At 37.9% G+C, this 17,824-nt stretch carries 14 protein-coding genes; 4 read left to right on the plus strand and 10 right to left on the minus strand.

Translation table 11 applies throughout. From position 1 onward, the window contains the following. The first annotated feature begins 719 nt into the window (after positions 1 to 719). On the plus strand, positions 720 to 875 hold the full coding sequence (locus tag BTO23_RS21420) for a DUF5993 family protein (RefSeq protein ID WP_170066766.1): 156 nt from the start codon (positions 720 to 722) through the stop codon (positions 873 to 875). Positions 876 to 883: 8 nt separating this feature from the next. Then, positions 884 to 1,432 carry a disulfide bond formation protein B gene (locus tag BTO23_RS17385; RefSeq protein ID WP_105064152.1) on the plus strand — a complete coding sequence of 183 codons (549 nt, stop codon included), beginning with the start codon at positions 884 to 886 and terminating at the stop codon, positions 1,430 to 1,432. Positions 1,433 to 1,508: 76 nt separating this feature from the next. On the opposite strand, the gene BTO23_RS17390 is transcribed toward BTO23_RS17385, so the two are convergent. From BTO23_RS17390 to BTO23_RS17425, 8 genes are all read right to left on the minus strand, one after another. Next, the gene (locus BTO23_RS17390) at positions 1,509 to 2,090 is read right to left on the minus strand and encodes a DJ-1/PfpI family protein (RefSeq protein WP_105064153.1); all 582 of its coding nucleotides are present in this window, start codon (positions 2,088 to 2,090) and stop codon (positions 1,509 to 1,511) included. Further along, positions 2,080 to 2,730, minus strand: coding sequence for a bifunctional 4-hydroxy-2-oxoglutarate aldolase/2-dehydro-3-deoxy-phosphogluconate aldolase (locus BTO23_RS17395; protein ID WP_105064154.1), 651 nt, complete (start codon positions 2,728 to 2,730; stop codon positions 2,080 to 2,082). The genes BTO23_RS17390 and BTO23_RS17395 overlap by 11 nt, the downstream gene beginning before the upstream one ends. Continuing rightward, positions 2,720 to 3,682: a sugar kinase gene (locus BTO23_RS17400; protein ID WP_105064155.1), complete on the minus strand. Its 963-nt coding sequence runs from the start codon at positions 3,680 to 3,682 to the stop codon at positions 2,720 to 2,722. Before BTO23_RS17400 ends, BTO23_RS17395 begins: the two co-directional genes overlap by 11 nt. 101 nt (positions 3,683 to 3,783) lie before the next feature. Next, complete coding sequence (locus BTO23_RS17405; RefSeq protein WP_061036864.1) at positions 3,784 to 4,638, minus strand: tagatose bisphosphate family class II aldolase; 855 nt, start codon at positions 4,636 to 4,638, stop codon at positions 3,784 to 3,786. 254 nt (positions 4,639 to 4,892) lie between these two features. Beyond that, the gene (locus BTO23_RS17410; protein ID WP_105064156.1) at positions 4,893 to 7,541 is read right to left on the minus strand and encodes a molybdopterin-dependent oxidoreductase; all 2,649 of its coding nucleotides are present in this window, start codon (positions 7,539 to 7,541) and stop codon (positions 4,893 to 4,895) included. 209 nt (positions 7,542 to 7,750) lie between these two features. After that, positions 7,751 to 9,268, minus strand: a complete 1,518-nt coding sequence (locus BTO23_RS17415; RefSeq protein WP_105064157.1) for a DUF2264 domain-containing protein — start codon at positions 9,266 to 9,268, stop codon at positions 7,751 to 7,753. A gap of 72 nt (positions 9,269 to 9,340) precedes the next feature. Then, positions 9,341 to 10,954 carry a sulfatase family protein gene (locus BTO23_RS17420; protein WP_105064158.1) on the minus strand — a complete coding sequence of 538 codons (1,614 nt, stop codon included), beginning with the start codon at positions 10,952 to 10,954 and terminating at the stop codon, positions 9,341 to 9,343. 40 nt (positions 10,955 to 10,994) lie between these two features. After that, positions 10,995 to 12,227 carry an anaerobic sulfatase maturase gene (locus tag BTO23_RS17425; protein ID WP_105064159.1) on the minus strand — a complete coding sequence of 411 codons (1,233 nt, stop codon included), beginning with the start codon at positions 12,225 to 12,227 and terminating at the stop codon, positions 10,995 to 10,997. A 220-nt stretch (positions 12,228 to 12,447) separates the two neighbouring features. Here BTO23_RS17425 and BTO23_RS17430 point away from each other — a divergent pair, with 220 nt between their 5' ends. Then, positions 12,448 to 14,856 (plus strand): polysaccharide lyase 8 family protein, encoded by a 2,409-nt coding sequence (locus BTO23_RS17430; protein WP_105064160.1) that lies wholly within the window; start codon positions 12,448 to 12,450, stop codon positions 14,854 to 14,856. 154 nt (positions 14,857 to 15,010) lie between these two features. Continuing rightward, positions 15,011 to 15,841 (plus strand): FTR1 family iron permease, encoded by an 831-nt coding sequence (locus BTO23_RS17435; RefSeq protein WP_060993210.1) that lies wholly within the window; start codon positions 15,011 to 15,013, stop codon positions 15,839 to 15,841. Positions 15,842 to 15,927: 86 nt separating this feature from the next. Here BTO23_RS17435 and BTO23_RS17440 read toward each other — a convergent pair whose 3' ends face one another. Then, complete coding sequence (locus BTO23_RS17440; protein WP_105064161.1) at positions 15,928 to 16,977, minus strand: glycoside hydrolase family 88/105 protein; 1,050 nt, start codon at positions 16,975 to 16,977, stop codon at positions 15,928 to 15,930. A 23-nt stretch (positions 16,978 to 17,000) separates the two neighbouring features. Beyond that, complete coding sequence (gene kduD, locus BTO23_RS17445; protein ID WP_060993208.1) at positions 17,001 to 17,756, minus strand: 2-dehydro-3-deoxy-D-gluconate 5-dehydrogenase KduD; 756 nt, start codon at positions 17,754 to 17,756, stop codon at positions 17,001 to 17,003. Positions 17,757 to 17,824: the final 68 nt, after the last annotated feature.

Here is a 17,824-nt window from a genome sequence, read left to right on the forward strand (position 1 = left end):
ACAGAGCGTCAAAAATAAATAGACTAAGTTGTTCTAAATGTCATTCAAGAAAACTTCACGTTATGAAAATAAAGGAGGGCATATATTTCATTGAATGTATGAAATGTAAAAAAACAATGTATTCAAGTAAAGATTCAGCAGTAAGATATTATTCTTGGCAAAATAGAGGGGTTTATTTGTCTCATTATTTATATACAAAAAAAGAAACATGTTAGAATTAAAAGTTAACATTAAATAAACTTACCACACAAATAGTTAACATTGTAATGTGTATTTACTTAGTCTAAATAAAAGTAACAGTTAAATATAAAAATTAAATTTCCATGTTTAATAAATTCTTTTAAGTAAAACTTATATTCACATGGTATTTCCACATTATAATTTAGCTGTTTTTATTTAATTGTTCAATTATCGCTCACAAAGTATACTCTCAATCCACTTTAACATTCATTTCATCAATCGTTATGCCCTTACACTTAAAGGAAGGTACTTAAAAGTGCCCTTTGCCTCAATAAAAAGACTCTCATCACAATTTAATTTCTTTTACACTATGTAATGAAAAGTAGATCAGCCTGAACATTACATTCAATTATATGAATTTATGTCATTTTCAGCCTATATTTAAGATCTCGAAAGTAAAAATTAAAGTCAGGAACTCATAAATCCAACATAGGATTTAGGGTAATCAATTAAACCTTAACTAAAGGAAGTGTTAACTTATGATGAGTTTAATCTTCTTGCTTCTACTCGTTGCGATGCTCTGCACGTTTAGTGGCAAAAAAAGTACTAGCTACGTTTTATTTACCGCCTCAGTCATTATTGGCTTATATTGGTTTCATCATCACGCGACAGACCCTCTGTCTATTTTACTGTAGGTGAACATATGAATAGTAAAAACGTAACTTTACTTAATATTTTGGGGCTACTCGGTATTACGTTTGTATTACTGATGGGCTCAGTGCTTCAAGTTGCTTGGAATGAACTGCCTTGCCCACTTTGTCTTTTACAACGTGTTGGCTTTGTTATGGTGATGTTTGGTTTTATGCTAAACATTATTTATGGCACACAACAGCGTCATTATGGCGTGATATTAATTGGCGCATTATTTGGTGCTGCAACTGCATTACGTCAAGTTTCTTTGCACGTAATTCCTGGCACTCCAGGCTTTGGCAGCCCAATCCTAGGTATGCACTACTACACATGGGCTTTTGTCATCTTTATGATGGCTATTGTAGGAGTCGCTGTGCTGCTAATGCTTTGGAATAATGAATGGTCATCTGAAGTCTATCAAATGGATCAATTTGGTCGATTTGCCTGCATATTAGCAATTATTGCGGTATTGGTTAATGTGCTTTCAACCTTTATTGAATGTGGCCCATATCAGTGTCCTGACAACCCTGTAAGCTACTGGTTATTGGATATGTTTAGTTAATACTAGTAGCTAGCAAGCAATAAAAACGGCACTATTAATTAGTGCCGTTTTTATTTTAACGAGTAATAAACTGTCATTAAATATGGTCAAAATAAATATGCTGAGTTTGCCACTCTACTTTTTCAATATTGTCAGAAAGCACATATTTAGCTACTGTAAACGCAAATTCAAAACTAACACCAAGCCCCTTACCACTAATAAAATGTCCATCTACAACAACTTTCTTATCTTGGAAAGTACCATCCGAAAACTTCTTCTCAAGTCCTCCGCCTGTTGTGTAATTTCGTCCATTCAATAAATTATTTGCCGCAAGTACCTTTGCACCAGAAGAGCACAATGCACAAATGTATTTTTCTTTCGTTATGTGGCGTTCAAGAAAAGCAATAACCATTGGGTTGGCAGATAAATTATCCGTACCTTTTGGGCCTCCTGGCATCATTACTGCGTCATACAGAACGTTTTGTTTATCTTTTAACGTATAATCGGCAGAAATTCGAGTTTCAAAATAGGTTTCTAATGCGGTCGTTTTCATACAAGATAAGACATCAACCTTAATATCTAAACGACGCATTATATCGATAAAAACAACCGCTTCGCCTTCTTCAAAACCATCAGCAAGTAAAACAGCAACGTGTTTCGTTATTTGATTATTTTCCATCTTCATCACCAGTAATTAATGAACAAGTTTCACGTACATTTTTAGCGATAACCTTCCAGTCATGATTTTTAATCGCATCCGTTGGAGCTATCCATGTTCCACCACACGCAATAACCTGTGGTATTGCCAAATAACTTAATAAGTTTTTCAGGTTAACCCCACCTGTAGGCATTAATTGAATATTGCTATAAGGTCCAGTTAATGATTTCAACATATTCAACCCACCAGATGCTTCTGCAGGAAAGAATTTTAATGCCGAGAGTCCCATCTCTAACGCTTGCTCAACTAAGCTTGGATTATTGATTCCCGGAATAATCTTAATATTGTTATCTAAACAATATTGAACCGTCTTTGGATTAAAACCAGGGCTCACAACAAAATCGGCTCCTGCATCGACAGCGAGCTTGGCTTGCTCTTTTGTTAATACTGTTCCTGCACATAAAATAATATCTGGATATACTTGACGAATGCGACGAATCGATTCTTCTGCAGCTGCCGTTCTAAACGTAATTTCGGCAGCAGGTAATCCATTTTCTATAAGCACTTTTGCTAAAGGAACAGCGTCATCTGCATTTTCAATTTGAATAACAGGCATAACACGTAAGGCTTTTAATGTTTCGATCCAAAGATTATTTTTCATTTGTCTGTTCCATAGTTGTAATAAGTGTTTGCATGTTTTCTATTGGGATAATAGCGCCTTTATGTTGAATGACTTTTGAGGCTAAACGATTTCCCCAAGTACAACTTTCAGCCATTGTTAAACCTTGGCTATACGCTGCGATATATGCAGCATTGAATGAATCACCCGCTGCAGTGGTATCTACCAATTGATCCACAGGTTCCGCATCTACATAACCGGTTTCACCATGTTGACTTGACCACATCGCGCCTTTAGCACCAAGTTTCACCACAACGTTCCAGACGCCTAAAGCGTGCAATCGGTCTGCAATGTTTTGCGGTGGGGTATTTTCAATTCCAAGAAGTAACTCTTCATCGTCTCCAGTCACTAGAGCGATGTCACTCAATCGATATAAATTATCCAACCAAAATTTAGCGTCTATTCGATCTTTCCATAGCTTTGGACGGTAATTAGAATCAGTAATTATCGTCGCACCATGTTTTTTTAATGTTGATAATGCATCCAATAATATTTCACGATCATGGATTGGCAGAATAGAAAGTGAGATACCGGATAAATACACAATGTCTGCATCCATTACTTTTGCAATATTAGGGACAAACATAAGATGCTGACACATATATTTTGCTGCCGAATTATCACGCCAATAATAGAAACTGCGTTCTCCGCTATCGTCAATATTAATGCTATATAACCCCGGAAGTCGTTCCTTATCACGCAAAACTAGTGAACAATCTAGCCCTTCTTCTTCCCAAGCTTGAAGCATTAATAAACTGTATTCATCTTGGCCTAATGCTGTAATGTAATAAGGCGAAACATGAGAAAGTAAGCGTGATAAATATACTGCGCTATTTAGCGTATCCCCACCAAACTGTTGGGTTTGAGTTGAAAACGCTTTGCCACTAAGTTCAATCATACATTCGCCAATAATGGCTATTTTTGTTTTTTTCATAACGTAACCTAAAAAAACCACATTGATTCAATTAGAGGGTTTATTAAATCAAGGTGGCAAAACCAATAAGGTTAAAATAAAAGCAAAACTAAAATCCTAAGTTATAATTTACCTTCGCTACCGCACACTCGAATTTTATCTTGCACGACTTTTTTCATCGCTTCTTTACCTGGAATAATGTAATGACGCGGATCGTTAGCTCCTGGGTTCTCAATAAAATATGCCTTCACTGCATCTGAAAATGCAATTTTTAATTCTGTTGCGACATTCACTTTTGTAATGCCTAATTCGATACAACGGCGAACGTCTTCATCTGGTACATCTGATGCACCGTGCAATACTAGTGGGACATCTGTTTTACGGCGAATAATGCCTAATCGATCAAAATCTAAACATGGTTTTTCTTTATAAAGACCATGGGCAGTACCAATTGCAATCGCTAATGAATCAATTCCTGTCGCTTCGATAAATTCAACCGCTGCATCAGGATCAGTAAATAATGCATCTTTAGCATCAACAATTAGATCATCTTCCTGTCCACCTAAACGGCCTAACTCTGCTTCTACCGAGCAATCCCAACGATGACAAAATTGAACCACTTTACGAACTAACTCAATATTTTTATCAAAGCTTAAATGAGAACCATCAATCATTGCAGATTTAATGCCCGCTTCTACTTTTTGTTGAATATCAGAAAAAGACTCATGATGATCAAGATGAAGAGCAATTGGCATGTGATAACGCTTTGCTGCTTCTTTACAAATGCCAATTAAGTAATCTGTCCCTGCATAAGAAAAAGTACCGGGAGTGCCAGCAAGAATTACTGGGGTTTGCATTTCAGCCGCTGTTTCTACAACAACTTGAGCTGTTTCTAAGTTATGAATATTGAATGCAGGAACGGCATAACCACCCAACTGCGCTTTATGGAGCATTTCACGGGATGATACAAGAAACATAATAACCTCAAATTAAATTCTTCGTTTTCTTTCGCTATTATAGTATTCGAAAGAAAACATAAATAAGATGAGCAAGATCACAGAACAAACAATCAACGAAAGCAAATGAAAGCAAATAACTAAGAATCAATGAGGTTAAACTGACGAAATTAACTTTCGAACACTTTCATTGTTTGTTTTTTATTATTACGCATAAAAAATCCCAAACAGCAGCAATGCTATTTGGGCTTAAATAAAACAGGAACTCACTTACATTATTGTGCGTCTTTTGCATTGTCTTCTAAAAAGGCCATCACTTCTTCACGCTCTAATGGATTTAATCCTGCCCGAGGGAACATACTTTTAGTGATCCCATGCCATTGAGTTTTTGTATATTGCTTAGGATCTTTTGCTGAGTGGCACATCGTACATCGTTGATAGAACAGCGCCTCACCAACACTTTGTGCCGTAGCCTCCACCTCTGCCCCCTCAGTACCTAATGTTGTATTCACTTTATCAATGCGAATATCCGTATCTACAGTGACTATTCTTGGTGGCTCAAAAGCAAGGTTAGATGACTCAGGATCACTGCATCGTTGGATATATGCCAAGCAAGTATTTGCGCTATTTGCCTGACTTAAATCACTGCATGCTTGACTTGAAGTTAACACATTAATGGATCCACTATTACAGCGTCCTTGGCTATCAAATTGCAGCCATGCACCTTCTTCTAAACTAATCACGCCGGGCATAATCTGATCAGAGACTTTCGCCCCAGCGATCACTCGGCCACGTTCATTAAATATCTCAACTAATTGGCCAGAACGAATACCGTGCTTCTCTGCATCATTATCATTGATAAGTACGTATTGTCGCCCTTGCACACTTTCATATTTGCGAACCTCTGTATTTGCCAATTGCGAATGCAAACGCATATAAGGATGCGGACTCACGACGTGAACTTCATTAGGTTTTGCGTCACCTAAGTATTCAAACGGTTCTAAAAACGTTGGCATTGGAGGGCAATTTTTCACATCAAAATTAGCGATATCTTGGCAATACAGTTCTATTTTACCTGACGTGGTATGAAGCGGGTTCTTATCTGGATCTTGATAAAAATCTCCATGCCTTACCCATTGGTTTGCTTCTTGTGGGACTGGTAATAAAGCTACGCCATTTTTCCAAAATTCATCAAACGATAACGTTGCAGAAGACGCTTTATAAGCACGTTTTAAAATATCATCAAATGGCAAACCATCCGTAAATTTATCTTCAACTTTAAAGATCTCAGCCAGTTTTCTAAATATTTCAAAATCATCTAAGCTTTCACCGTAAGGCTTAATAACTTGGCGCATCGCATAAATTTTATCATTACTGTAAGTTCCTCCAGAAGAGAGATCATTTCGTTCTAACGTACTGGTTGCTGGCAATACAATATCAGCATAACGAGATGATGCGCACCACCATGGGTCTTGGCACACAAACGTTTCCACTTTTTGATTAAGTGCATTAATAAGTTCATTTGTATCTTGCTGATGAGAAAGGAGATTATTGCCTGCGTTATACACCATTTTGACATCAGGATAGGTGTATTCAATACCATCTCTAGTGAAGGTTTTTCCTGGATTCATTAGCATTTCAGAAATGCGTGAAGCAGGGCAAATAGCGCTGACTGGATTTTTACCCTGAGATAAGCCAATCGGTAGTGCCTTACCTGATTGAGGCATGCCACCATTACCATAATGCCAGCTAAAACCAACGCCTTCACCCGGTTTACCAATCTTCCCTAACATGGCTGCAAAGTTAATGATTGCCCAATGGATCATCTCACCGTGATCCGCTCTTTGTAATGACCAGCCGGCTGCAAATTGAGTTTTACTCGTAGCAAAAGTAACGGCCATTTTTCGAATATCTTTTGAGGATATTCCTGTAATTTTAGCAGCCCATTCTGGTGACTTAACTACCCCATCCGTTTTACCCATCAGATGGTCAATGTACTTATCAGCACCGACGGTATAGCGGTCTAGATATGCGGTATCGTGAAGATCTGTCGCATAAACGTGTTGAGCCATAGCTAAAAACAACGCCGTATCGGTATTAGGTACAATTTTCACCCATTCTGCGTCTAACTCATCATCCGTTCGCGTGCGCTGTGGGTTAATTGAAATGAATTTGATGCCATCTTCTGCAAATTGCTTCCAATGTGGGTACATCTGATGGTCGGCAACTCTGAATTCAATGCGGTTATTTTTCCAAGGATCACAACCAATCAATACAAATATCTCAGTGTTCTCTTGAATCACAGGCCACGCTGTTTGTGGTGAGTACACTTCCATATCACCAATAACATGAGGAAGTATAACTTGAGAAGCACCACCTGAATAATCCCCTGTAGTGGTGCTTTGTCCACCAATTAAGTTAAAGAACCGACCTTGCAATACCTGCGGCCTCATTAGGCCTGCGTTCGACCAACCACCATAAGAGCTACTAAAAATAGCTTCATTACCATAATCTGTTGCCGTCGTTTGAATCGCGTCTGCCACTAGAGATAATGCGGTTTCCCAACTCACTCTCACAAAAGGTTCTTTTCCACGTAAATGAGGCTTGGTATCACCTTTAGGGTCAGCGAGATAAGATGCCCTTACCATAGGATATTTAACGCGAGTTTTATCGTAGACTCGACCAATTAAACCCTCAGTGAGCATTTCAGTTGGCATTGCGTCTAGTTCTTTACGCGGTTGAATACCAACAAGCACGCCAGCTTTGACTATGGCATTAAATGGTCCCCAATGACTGGCGTGTGGAATAACCTCGACATCTTCATCATCAAAGAATTTCGAAGCTGGATAAACCATTAAACCACCACCCGCAACAACAGCAGTAGCAATGGATGTTTTTAAAAAGGTACGTCGAGAAATAGCCATAATACATTCCGTAGTGTTAGTTACTTATCAATACTGATGATTCGATAAATAATTCATTGGGAACATAGTAAACCTTTAAAGATTCATTTTACATGCACATTTAAAGGTTAAAAAATAATGCTATTAAATAAAATATACCTTATAAGAAGTTAATAACTTTAGGCTGCATTTTCTCTAATTTTAGCAACGTAATTATGAACTTCTAAATATTAAAAGAATGATTCCATTTTTGATGAATAGCAAGTGACCCCTTTTCTTAATAAATTATTCTTGGGTCTATCTGCTCGCCCCGTTACCTTTTCTTTTAATTCACGCCATGCAGATTGTGTTAACAGACGACGACTTAATGGGGACTGTTCCGCAATATACTCATTTTTAAATATGGCTATCACCTCTTGAGTTTCGTATATGCCAAGTACCTTCATATTAATTGCAGGAATATCGAATTCAAAGCCTCCCTGTTCTATTTCTAATGGCGCCTCTTCTGCCTCCCAAAGGTTGATTTTATCTCCACAGAAGAGTGCTACATTGAGGGCTCTCAATGACCATAAACTGCTGGCAGGTCCACTGTAGTTATCTACCAAACGGACATCTTCATCAAACATCCCTTGTGTGGGTAATCCTGCTTTTAGAGATCCATGACTAATAAAATATTTAAGATTACAGTGGAAAGCTCTTTTGGCTTCACCAACAGAAATGTTATTACTTCGTAAATCGACAGCAGCTAATAATGGTGCAGCAGCAGCTAAGCGATAACATGCACTCCTCCCAAAAAACGGTAAGCCTTTCTCTGTAAAGAAATATCGATAATTGCCGACAAAATCAGACAATACATTTTTTATAAAATCAGAATCAAAATCAGGATTAATCTGGGTGAACCAATATAAACTATAATGAAAAGCCCACGCATTGTAATAATCGTAATTACCCTTAGCCCCATCACGAAACCAACCATCGCCGACATAAAACTCTTTTATTCTTTCGTATTTATCATATTGAATAACATCTTCACCGTTCAATGCTTTCAATACGACTTGCACCGTAAGTACAAATAAATGCCAATTATTATCAACCGTTTCACAATGATTAACTTGTTTAAACCACGTCACTATTTGTAGTTTTTCACTTATTGAGAAACTGTCCCACACCCATTCTTTACTCAACCATAATGCTAAAGCTAAATCTGCACTCTCGCAGACTCTCTGATCACAATGATGAAGAGTGCCCCAATATCCTTTATGTTGCGGATTGGTTCCTGCCAAGAAAGCCTTACGGAGGACCTCTGGAACTAAAATTGGCTGCTGATTTAAACCTGTAATTATTGTATTAGATTTTCCATTGGCATGTAGCCACGCAGCTAATGTAGGCAAAGTTCGACTTGTTCCCTCCATTGCATCTGTTCTTGCTGTTTGCTGGCTTGGTCTTCCCGGATAATAAGCATGGCTATAATCCCATACTGAGTAATGTACAAACGCCTCTGAAATATAACTAACAATGAAATCACATTGTTGTTTTAAAACTGTATTTTTATCTGAAAGAAGGTTTTTTATATATTCATCATGTTGCGTATATGCAGGCTTTTTATTTTTGTATCTAATGATATTTTCTTTAATCGATGTTACATACATCATTAAATTTGGGTGTTCATAAGCAATGGTTGGCCGAGCAGTTTCTCTTATCTGTTTTGGTTGATATAAAAGCGTTTGATTTTCGACTTTTTGCTTCATTTTTTATACTCCTCTCAAAAACGAAAAAAGCCACAAAACACAGAGGTTATGTGGCTTAAACAAAGTGCTGATTTACTCTTTGGCAGATTCAGTTAAAACTTGATAACGATCTTGACCCCACGCGACTGGTTTTGGTTTATCTTTAATCCAGTTATAAAAGGCGTTTTTCATCTCTTTTACTTTCTCTGGGTATTTTTTAGCTAAATCAATCGACTCAGACGGATCTTCTTTATCATTGAATAACTTCACTTTATTTGAACCATCATCATAGAAATATAAAGCCCAATCTTGATCACGAATAGCCCATGATCCTTTAGACAGTTTTTCTAAATTTGGATTCTCAGGAATTGTGTTGGTTTCGTAAGTGATCCATTTCCAATAGCCGTACCAGAACGCATCATTTTCTTCACTGTAATGTTTCGCTCCAGGACCTGCCCAATATAAGTATTGATGAGGTGATGTTTCTGCCTTCCCCTCCAAAACAGGCATAATGTTTTTACCATCAACCTGCATATCTTTCGGAATATCAATGCCTGCAGCAGCTAGCGCTGTTGGTAGGATATCGAGTGCAGAAATTAATGAATCGCTTTCACCGCCCGCAGGTATATGTTTTGGCCAATAAGCAACGAATGGAACTCTTACCCCACCATTATACATTTGTCCTTTAAAGCCTTTATCCATCCCGTTCATTGGCATTGGTGACTCATGTACTGCACCGTTATCAGACAAGAAAAAGATGATGGTGTTATCTAACTCCCCTTTCTTCTCTAAGTTATCCATGATAATACCAAGGCTTTCATCCGCCGCATTAATAGCCGCAAAATACTTATCTGCCTCGACATTACCTGTATTAAATCTATCCATGTATTTCGCCGGAGATGCTTCTTCTAACGGAATATGAGGCACGCTAAATGCAAGATTAACAAAGAAAGGTTTATCGCCACTTTCATCGATGAACTTCAACGCTTGATCAGTTAAGTTATGCGTTAAATAACCCGGAGCGGAGATGTTTTTTCCATTCTGCCAAATTGCAGGAGAATCCCATAAAGCGGCACCAGATGCATAAAAACTATAAGAATAATCAAAACCACGATCTTCTGGTCCATAGCCTTTTGGTGTTACTGTTATTTGATTATCATGGTAATCACGGGTGCGTTTATCTTCATCAACTAAATTCTTCCCAGCAATTTTAGCATTATGCCATTTACCTATAGTCGCAGTTCGGTAACCATTTTCTTGGAAAAGAGCAGGTAATAGTTTGATATCAAGCGGGATGCCCAATTTAGCATCATCATTACTATACGTACCAAAACTGGTTGGGTGACGGCCTGTAAAAATACCCGCACGTGATGGGCCACATACAGGATGAGCCACAAACGCATTGGTCATTTTTATGCCATTCGCCGCCAGTTTTTCAACATTTGGCATCGCTCGTTGTGCGGCATCGATCATCTTATCCAAATCGCCCTGATAACGAACAGGGACAGAGCGCTTAGCTAATTCAGACTTATCCAAACTGTCTAGGGCAAAATTAAGTTGGCCCGTGCCTAAATCATCCATAACGACAAGTAATACGTTAGGTTGATCAGGATTGTGATTTGCAGCATAAGAAAGCGAAGGTGCAGCTACACAGGCAGCAGCAACTAGGCTTGCAATTACTGTCTTCTTCGATGAGGACAGGTTCATTGTTTACTCCTTGTTATTATTTTCAATTTATCGTGTTGCGTTAAATACGTAGGGTATTTTTAATCAGAGGTACGGCATCAATCGCGGTTCCTCCTTGTTGAATGGCTTGAGACATTAAATGCATGGCAGGTGCGGTTTGCGTAAAAATTTGCTGATAAGATTTACAAAGATAATTGTGCTTATGCTTTTCTCCATCAAGAGAAACGAGGCGATGTTTAGGGCAACCACCATGACATAAACGATACACATCACACGCTTCACATTGACCAGTTAACTTAAGGGATTTCGCGGAGCCAAAACGCTTCTGTTGTTTACTTGTTGCCATTTGAGCTAATGTCGTTTGCTCAATATTCCCTAATTTATTTGCCGGATAAACATAATGATCACAAGAATAAACATCACCATTTGCTTCTATTACCATGGCTTGCCCACACTCTTTTGATTGCACACAAGTAGAAGCTGGGTATCCCATCCAACTGCCTAAGATACTATCAAAAATACGAACAAAAACCTGACCGACATCTTCCTTAACCCACTGATTAAACACAGCCATCATAAACTGCCCATAACCATCATCAGGCACACTAAAATGAGTTAATTCTGCATCTTGTAAGGGAGAATAATGTCCATTTGTTGATTGCTGACAATTCGCATTAACTTCAACAATTGGAATAAATTGCATATGAGTTGAACCTAACTCTTTTAATGCTTGATACGTTTCTTTACCACGTTGCCAATTTTGATCGTTAATCACCGTTAATGTATTAAACTCAACCTTGTACTCTTTTAATAATTCAAGTGCTCGCTTCACTCGCTCAAACGTTGGTTTACCATTAACTGAAATACGATATTTATCATGAACCTCAGCAATGCCATCAATAGAAACACCAAGCAGAAAATTGTGTTGAGAAAAGAACTCTGCCCATTGACGATTAATGGCAACAGCATTGGTTTGAAAGCTATTCGTAATCGTTTTACCTTCAGCGTACTGCTGCTGATATTTCACTGCATTTCGATAAAAACCTAAGCCAGCTAGTGTTGGTTCACCACCCTGCCAAGAGAAATCAACCTCTTGCCCTTGATGTGAGCGGATATAATCACGCACATAACGCTTTAACATTCCATTAGACATATTTTCACTTGGCTCAGATGTCGTCTTATTCACCACACCATCTTTTTCTAAGTAGAAGCAGTAATCGCATTTTAAGTTGCAATGAAAACTGGTTGGTTTTGCCATCATATGAAAAGCAGCATGTTGTGCATTAGAAGCCATAACGATCCCTATCGAAAGTATTTGAAAGCAAGAGCAACAATACACGAAAGTAAATTAAGATTTAAAGATCGACATCACAAACAAACGAAAGAAAACAAAAATAAATAATTTGCGATATTGATCGATAAATAACCAATTCATTTTCGTTAACCTACGAACGTAAAATATCGAAAGTGATTTTGCATCTTACAAATTCATTAATATTTAAAGGGAATCAATTATGTATATGATCAAAAAACATCGTTTGAATACGATTGCTCTCTCTATGTTATTTCTATTTACTGGGAACGCTTACGCTGCAAAAAATACCCAAACACCACAATATTTACTGAGTGATTTTGAGCAAGTAAGAGAAAACTGGGCTGAAAATTATTTAGGCGATCCCGCTATCACGTTTGATCAAACGCTAAAAAATATGGTGGCCAGCACCAATAACTCAGCGCAAAAACATTGGGATAGCATGACACCACAACCAAACACTTCTGGAATTTGGGATGATTTACCATTAATAGATAAAGATAAAACGCTCGGCCCTAATATACGCAGCTCTTATCAACGTTTATTTACCATGGCAAAAGCCTATCGTTTGCGTAATGGCAATTTAGAAAATAATCAATTAATGCTAAACGACATCATGACTGCCATGAACTACATAAATCAAAATTTCTACTTTGTTAATCAATTAGAATATGGCAATTGGTGGCAATGGGAATTGGCAATTCCAAAAGATATTCATAACATTTTAGTGCTACTTTTTGATGATATTAAAGACAATTACCAAACCATTATAACCAATCACCTTAATGCCACTCGCTATTTCACACCAGACCCAACCCACTTAGGAGTCAGTCCTGGTGCAGCTGAATCGACGAATCCTAACTATCGAGAATCAACTGGCGGTAACCGAACCGACAACGCTCAAGTTGTACTTATTCGTGGCATGCTTGAAAACAATAGTGAAGAAATCAGCCAAGCAATTGCGGCTCTGCCAGCGGTTATTGAATATGTTAGCGAAGGGGATGGCTATTACACTGATGGGTCATTCTTGCAGCACTCTGATATTGCTTATAACGGCACATATGGCAATGTATTACTTGGTGGTTTAGGCATTCAAATGAACGCAGTCGCAGGCTCACCTTGGAGTATGGATAGCCAAACCATTAGCGCCGTTTACAATATCATTAACCAATCGTATGAACCTTTACTGTATAAAGGAGCAATGATGGATATGGTTAATGGTCGCTCTATTTCTCGAAGTGCAGAACAAAATCATGATGTTGGATTAAATATTGTCAACTCTATGTTGTTCTATACCAATGGACCAGATAGCGATAAGAATAAACAGCTGTCATCACTGATCAAAACCCAAATAACCGATGATACTTACCAAAACTTCTTTGATAAAATTTATTATGTATCCACGTACCAAGCAGCTCAGCATATTGTTAATGACCCAACGGTTTCACTTAAAGACCCTTTGATTGGTAACTTCAACTACCCTTCAATGGATCGTGTTGTGCACCGTAGAAATGATTGGGCTTTCGCTTTAGCTATGCATTCATATCGTATTGGTAACTACGAATGTATGAATGGTGAAAACCTTAAAGGCTGGTTCACTGGCGATGGCATGACCTATTTATATAACGATCAGCTTGATCATTACACAGGATATTGGCCAACCGTAAATTCATCTCGCATACCAGGAACTACCGTTGATAATCAACCAATGACCGATTGTAGTGGTGAGCGAGGAGGGACGAATTTAAATACCAATATGCAATGGGTTGGCAGTACATCACTAAACAATTATGGTATTGCTGGTATGCAATTTTATAACTGGAGTGACACACTAAGTGCCTATAAATCTTGGTTTATGTTTGATAATGAAGTCGTCATGCTTGGTTCTAACATTAAAGACCAAAGTAATGGAAATAACATAACTACGATTGAAAATAGAAAGCGCTTAGCAGATACGCAATTATTTATTGATGGTATAGAGCAAACAGTACTGCCATATCAAGGAACACCAACCACTTTTAGTATTCGTAATGACACACTCGCTAACAGTGATTTAAGCTATGTTATGTTAACGCCTAAAACCATATCAATAAGCCAAAATAATGTAGATGGTAATTGGAGCGATATTGGCAATAGCAAAGGTGATGTTTCAGACTCGTACTTACAAGCAACATTAACTCAAGTAGATCAAGCTGATTATCAATATGCTCTACTTCCTAATCAAAACAATGATGCTGTACAAAACTACGCTCAACATCCTGATGTCACCATTCTACGTCAAGATGAACAAGCACACGCGGTACAAGAAAACACCTTAAATATCATTGCTGCAAATAATTGGAAAAATAGTCCCGTTGATATCACCGATACTATTATGCTTAACTCGATAATGGGCTTTATGATTAAAGAAGAAAGTTCAAATACGTTCACTGTTGCAGTTAGTGAACCAATTCAAACTATCGATAGCGTAAACTTTACCTTTGATAAACAAGACATTGTAATTAAAGACGATATTGAAAACCGTGTGGTACTAAATGGCACAACGATTACCATTAATACCTCTGGTTTACAGGGACAGTCTTATTCTTTCCAACTAACGACTCAAGATTAAACTACCAACAAGGCCGCAGGAACTGTCTCTTGTGGCCTTTCTCTTATCTCTCTACTTCTTCTCTATTTTATCAATATAAGTTCCCATAAATACAAATAGAATTGATAATGATTTGCATTATTATGATTTCACTCGATGAAATAGGATGTTTTTTATGTTTGCCAGTATGACGATTGTATTTAGAGAAGGCTTAGAAATGGCCATTATTGTTTCTTTGCTTTTAGCCGCGACAAAAGATATACCCAACAGATCAAGATGGATTTTAGGAGGTACAGGAATTGGAATCTTTATCTCTTTATTGTTAGCCATTCTAGCGTTAAACAACGCAACTATTACAGCATTAATTGAAGGGAAAATGACCGGAGGGGTTATTCTTGCATTATCTAGTATTTTAATTGGCTATACGGTTATTTGGATGAAATCAAACGGAATGAAAGCTTCTCAAGATATCAAAGCTTCAGTAAATGATATCAAAGAAAACAATAAACCTTTATTTTCATTAAGTTTAGTTGCTTTCTTTTGTGTGTTCCGTGAAGGTATTGAAGTTGTATTATTTCTTTTAGGTTTAACCAGCGATAGCGAAACCACTGGGGTTTCAATATTAAGTGGAAGCTTAGTTGGAGCTGTTGGTGCGATTGCTTCAGGCATTGCAATGTACTTTGGCTTTATCAAAATCAATCTTGGTAAAGTATTCAATTTCTTTGCCGTATTGATGTCATTTTTAGCAGCAGGTATGGCTATAAATGCGGTAAGTAAGTTTACTTCTGCTGGGCTCATTAACCCAATAATCAATCCATTATGGAATAGCACAGCCTTACTTGATCACCATTCAAATTGGTTTGGCCTATTTATTCACGTGATGTTTGGATACACAGAAAAACCAAGTCTAGCGCAACTTATCGCATACATAGCTACATTAAGTATTCTTTTTGTATTAACGAAAAATCAAACAAAGAAGTTAATAAAAACAAAAACAGCAGCTTAGTGATTCAGTAAAATAACACAGGATCAATAAATAAAAAAGCCGATCGATGATTGGCTTTTTTTATACTAATTAAGATGAAAATCCGTTTATTCAGCTAGCTTAGCAACTTCTGTAGCCGCTAACATAAATGCTCCCGCGCCATAATCGATGTTATGCTCAAACTTCACGTCACGTGGATTAAAGGCTGGTAACTGTACCCAACCAATCATACCGTTATCGTGAATGCATTCGAGTAACGCTGCCCACGCTTTTTCGATGACAGGTAAGTAGATTTCTTTATCTAACTCACCAGTATTAACCCCCCATGCTAAACCATAACAAAACAGAGCTGTTGCACTGCTTTCTGGGGCTGGGAAATTTTCTGGCGCTAATAAGCTAGTACGCCAAAAACCATCGTCTTGTTGGTATTTAATAACTTCAGTCGCTAAATGTGTAAATAGAGTAATGTACTCAGAACGATTCATATAATCTTCTGGAATATTCGCTAAAATACGAGGAACAGAAGCTAATACCCACCCTATACCACGACTCCAGAAAACTTTATTACCATTTTCTTCTCGTAATTCTTCGCCATTTCCCGTTGGAATATAACGATGATCACGATAATACAGCCCAGTTTCCGTATCTAATAAATGTTCTGCCGAATCCCAAAAAGCAGTATTCATGTAATCCAAATATTTTGGATCACCTGTTTGCTTTGATAGCGCAACAAAAGCTGGTGGCGCCATAAATAATGAATCACACCACCACCAATCTTTACGACCTAGCTCTGGTGAATCAACCATAATATCAAGCGCTTTGATTGTTGGTTCTAATGCTTCTGGTTGATTAAACTCTGGGTAAATATCAAGATATGCTTGGCAACAAACATGGTCATCAGCAAAGCGAGCATTAGGCCCAGTTCTAAACCCTGTATGTAAGGCATAATCTTTTACTCCATCTAAATACTCAGTATCACCTGTTGCTTTCCATGCAGCGGCGGCGCACGACCAAAATACTCCACGCTCCCAATCCGTGTCTTTGATAAAACGTGTTTTACCACTCCGTCTTATTACACTTCTTATTTGGTTTTCAGCTTGGTAACGATAAACCCGCTTCATTGCCTGTAATACGTCTTGCTTTGTTCCTAATGTCATTTTACCGATCCTTCTGTATTGCATTAACGAGCTAACCAACCACCATCAACCGCAATTGTATAGCCATTAATGTAATCACTTGCTGATGATGACAAGAAAATTGCTGGTCCTTCAAGATCAGAAGGTAATCCCCAGCGATTTGCAGGGATACGCTCTAAAATAGCCGCATTTCGAGCCTCATCGGCACGGAGGGCTGTTGTGTTATCTGTTGCCATATAACCCGGAGCAATCGCATTAACATTGATATTATGTTCTGCAAGTTCAGTTGCTAGAGCACGAGTTAATCCCATAACCGCTGACTTACTTGCGGTATAAGAAGGAACACGGATCCCACCTTGATACGATAACATCGATGCAATATTGATGATCTTACCGCCATTTCCCTGTTTAACAAATTGCTTAGCCACTTTTTGAGAAAGGAAGAATAATGTCTTTTGATTAATATTAATAACGTCATCCCAATCTTTTTCAGAGAACTCAAGTAAGTCTTCTCGACGAATAATACCAGCATTATTAATTAAGATATCAACATGCCCCATCACCTCGACCGCTTCAGCAACGAGTTCTTCTAATCCTTCTTGCTCCATCAGATTTGCAGTAATGTAATAAAATTTACGACCTAATGCTTTCACTTGCTCTTCTGTCTCTGGTGCAGCTTGGTGACCGACACCTACAATATCTGCACCGGCTTTTGCTAACCCTAATGCCATTCCTTGACCAAGACCTGTATTACACCCCGTTACGATGGCAACTTTGCCAGTTAAATCAAAAAGTTTCATGTTTATCCCTATTCTTTTGAAAATATGTTGCCAATGAATACCAACAACATAACAATGTAATTAAAACG

Source organism: Aliivibrio sifiae (assembly GCF_002954715.1).
GTDB lineage: Bacteria > Pseudomonadota > Gammaproteobacteria > Enterobacterales > Vibrionaceae > Aliivibrio > Aliivibrio sifiae.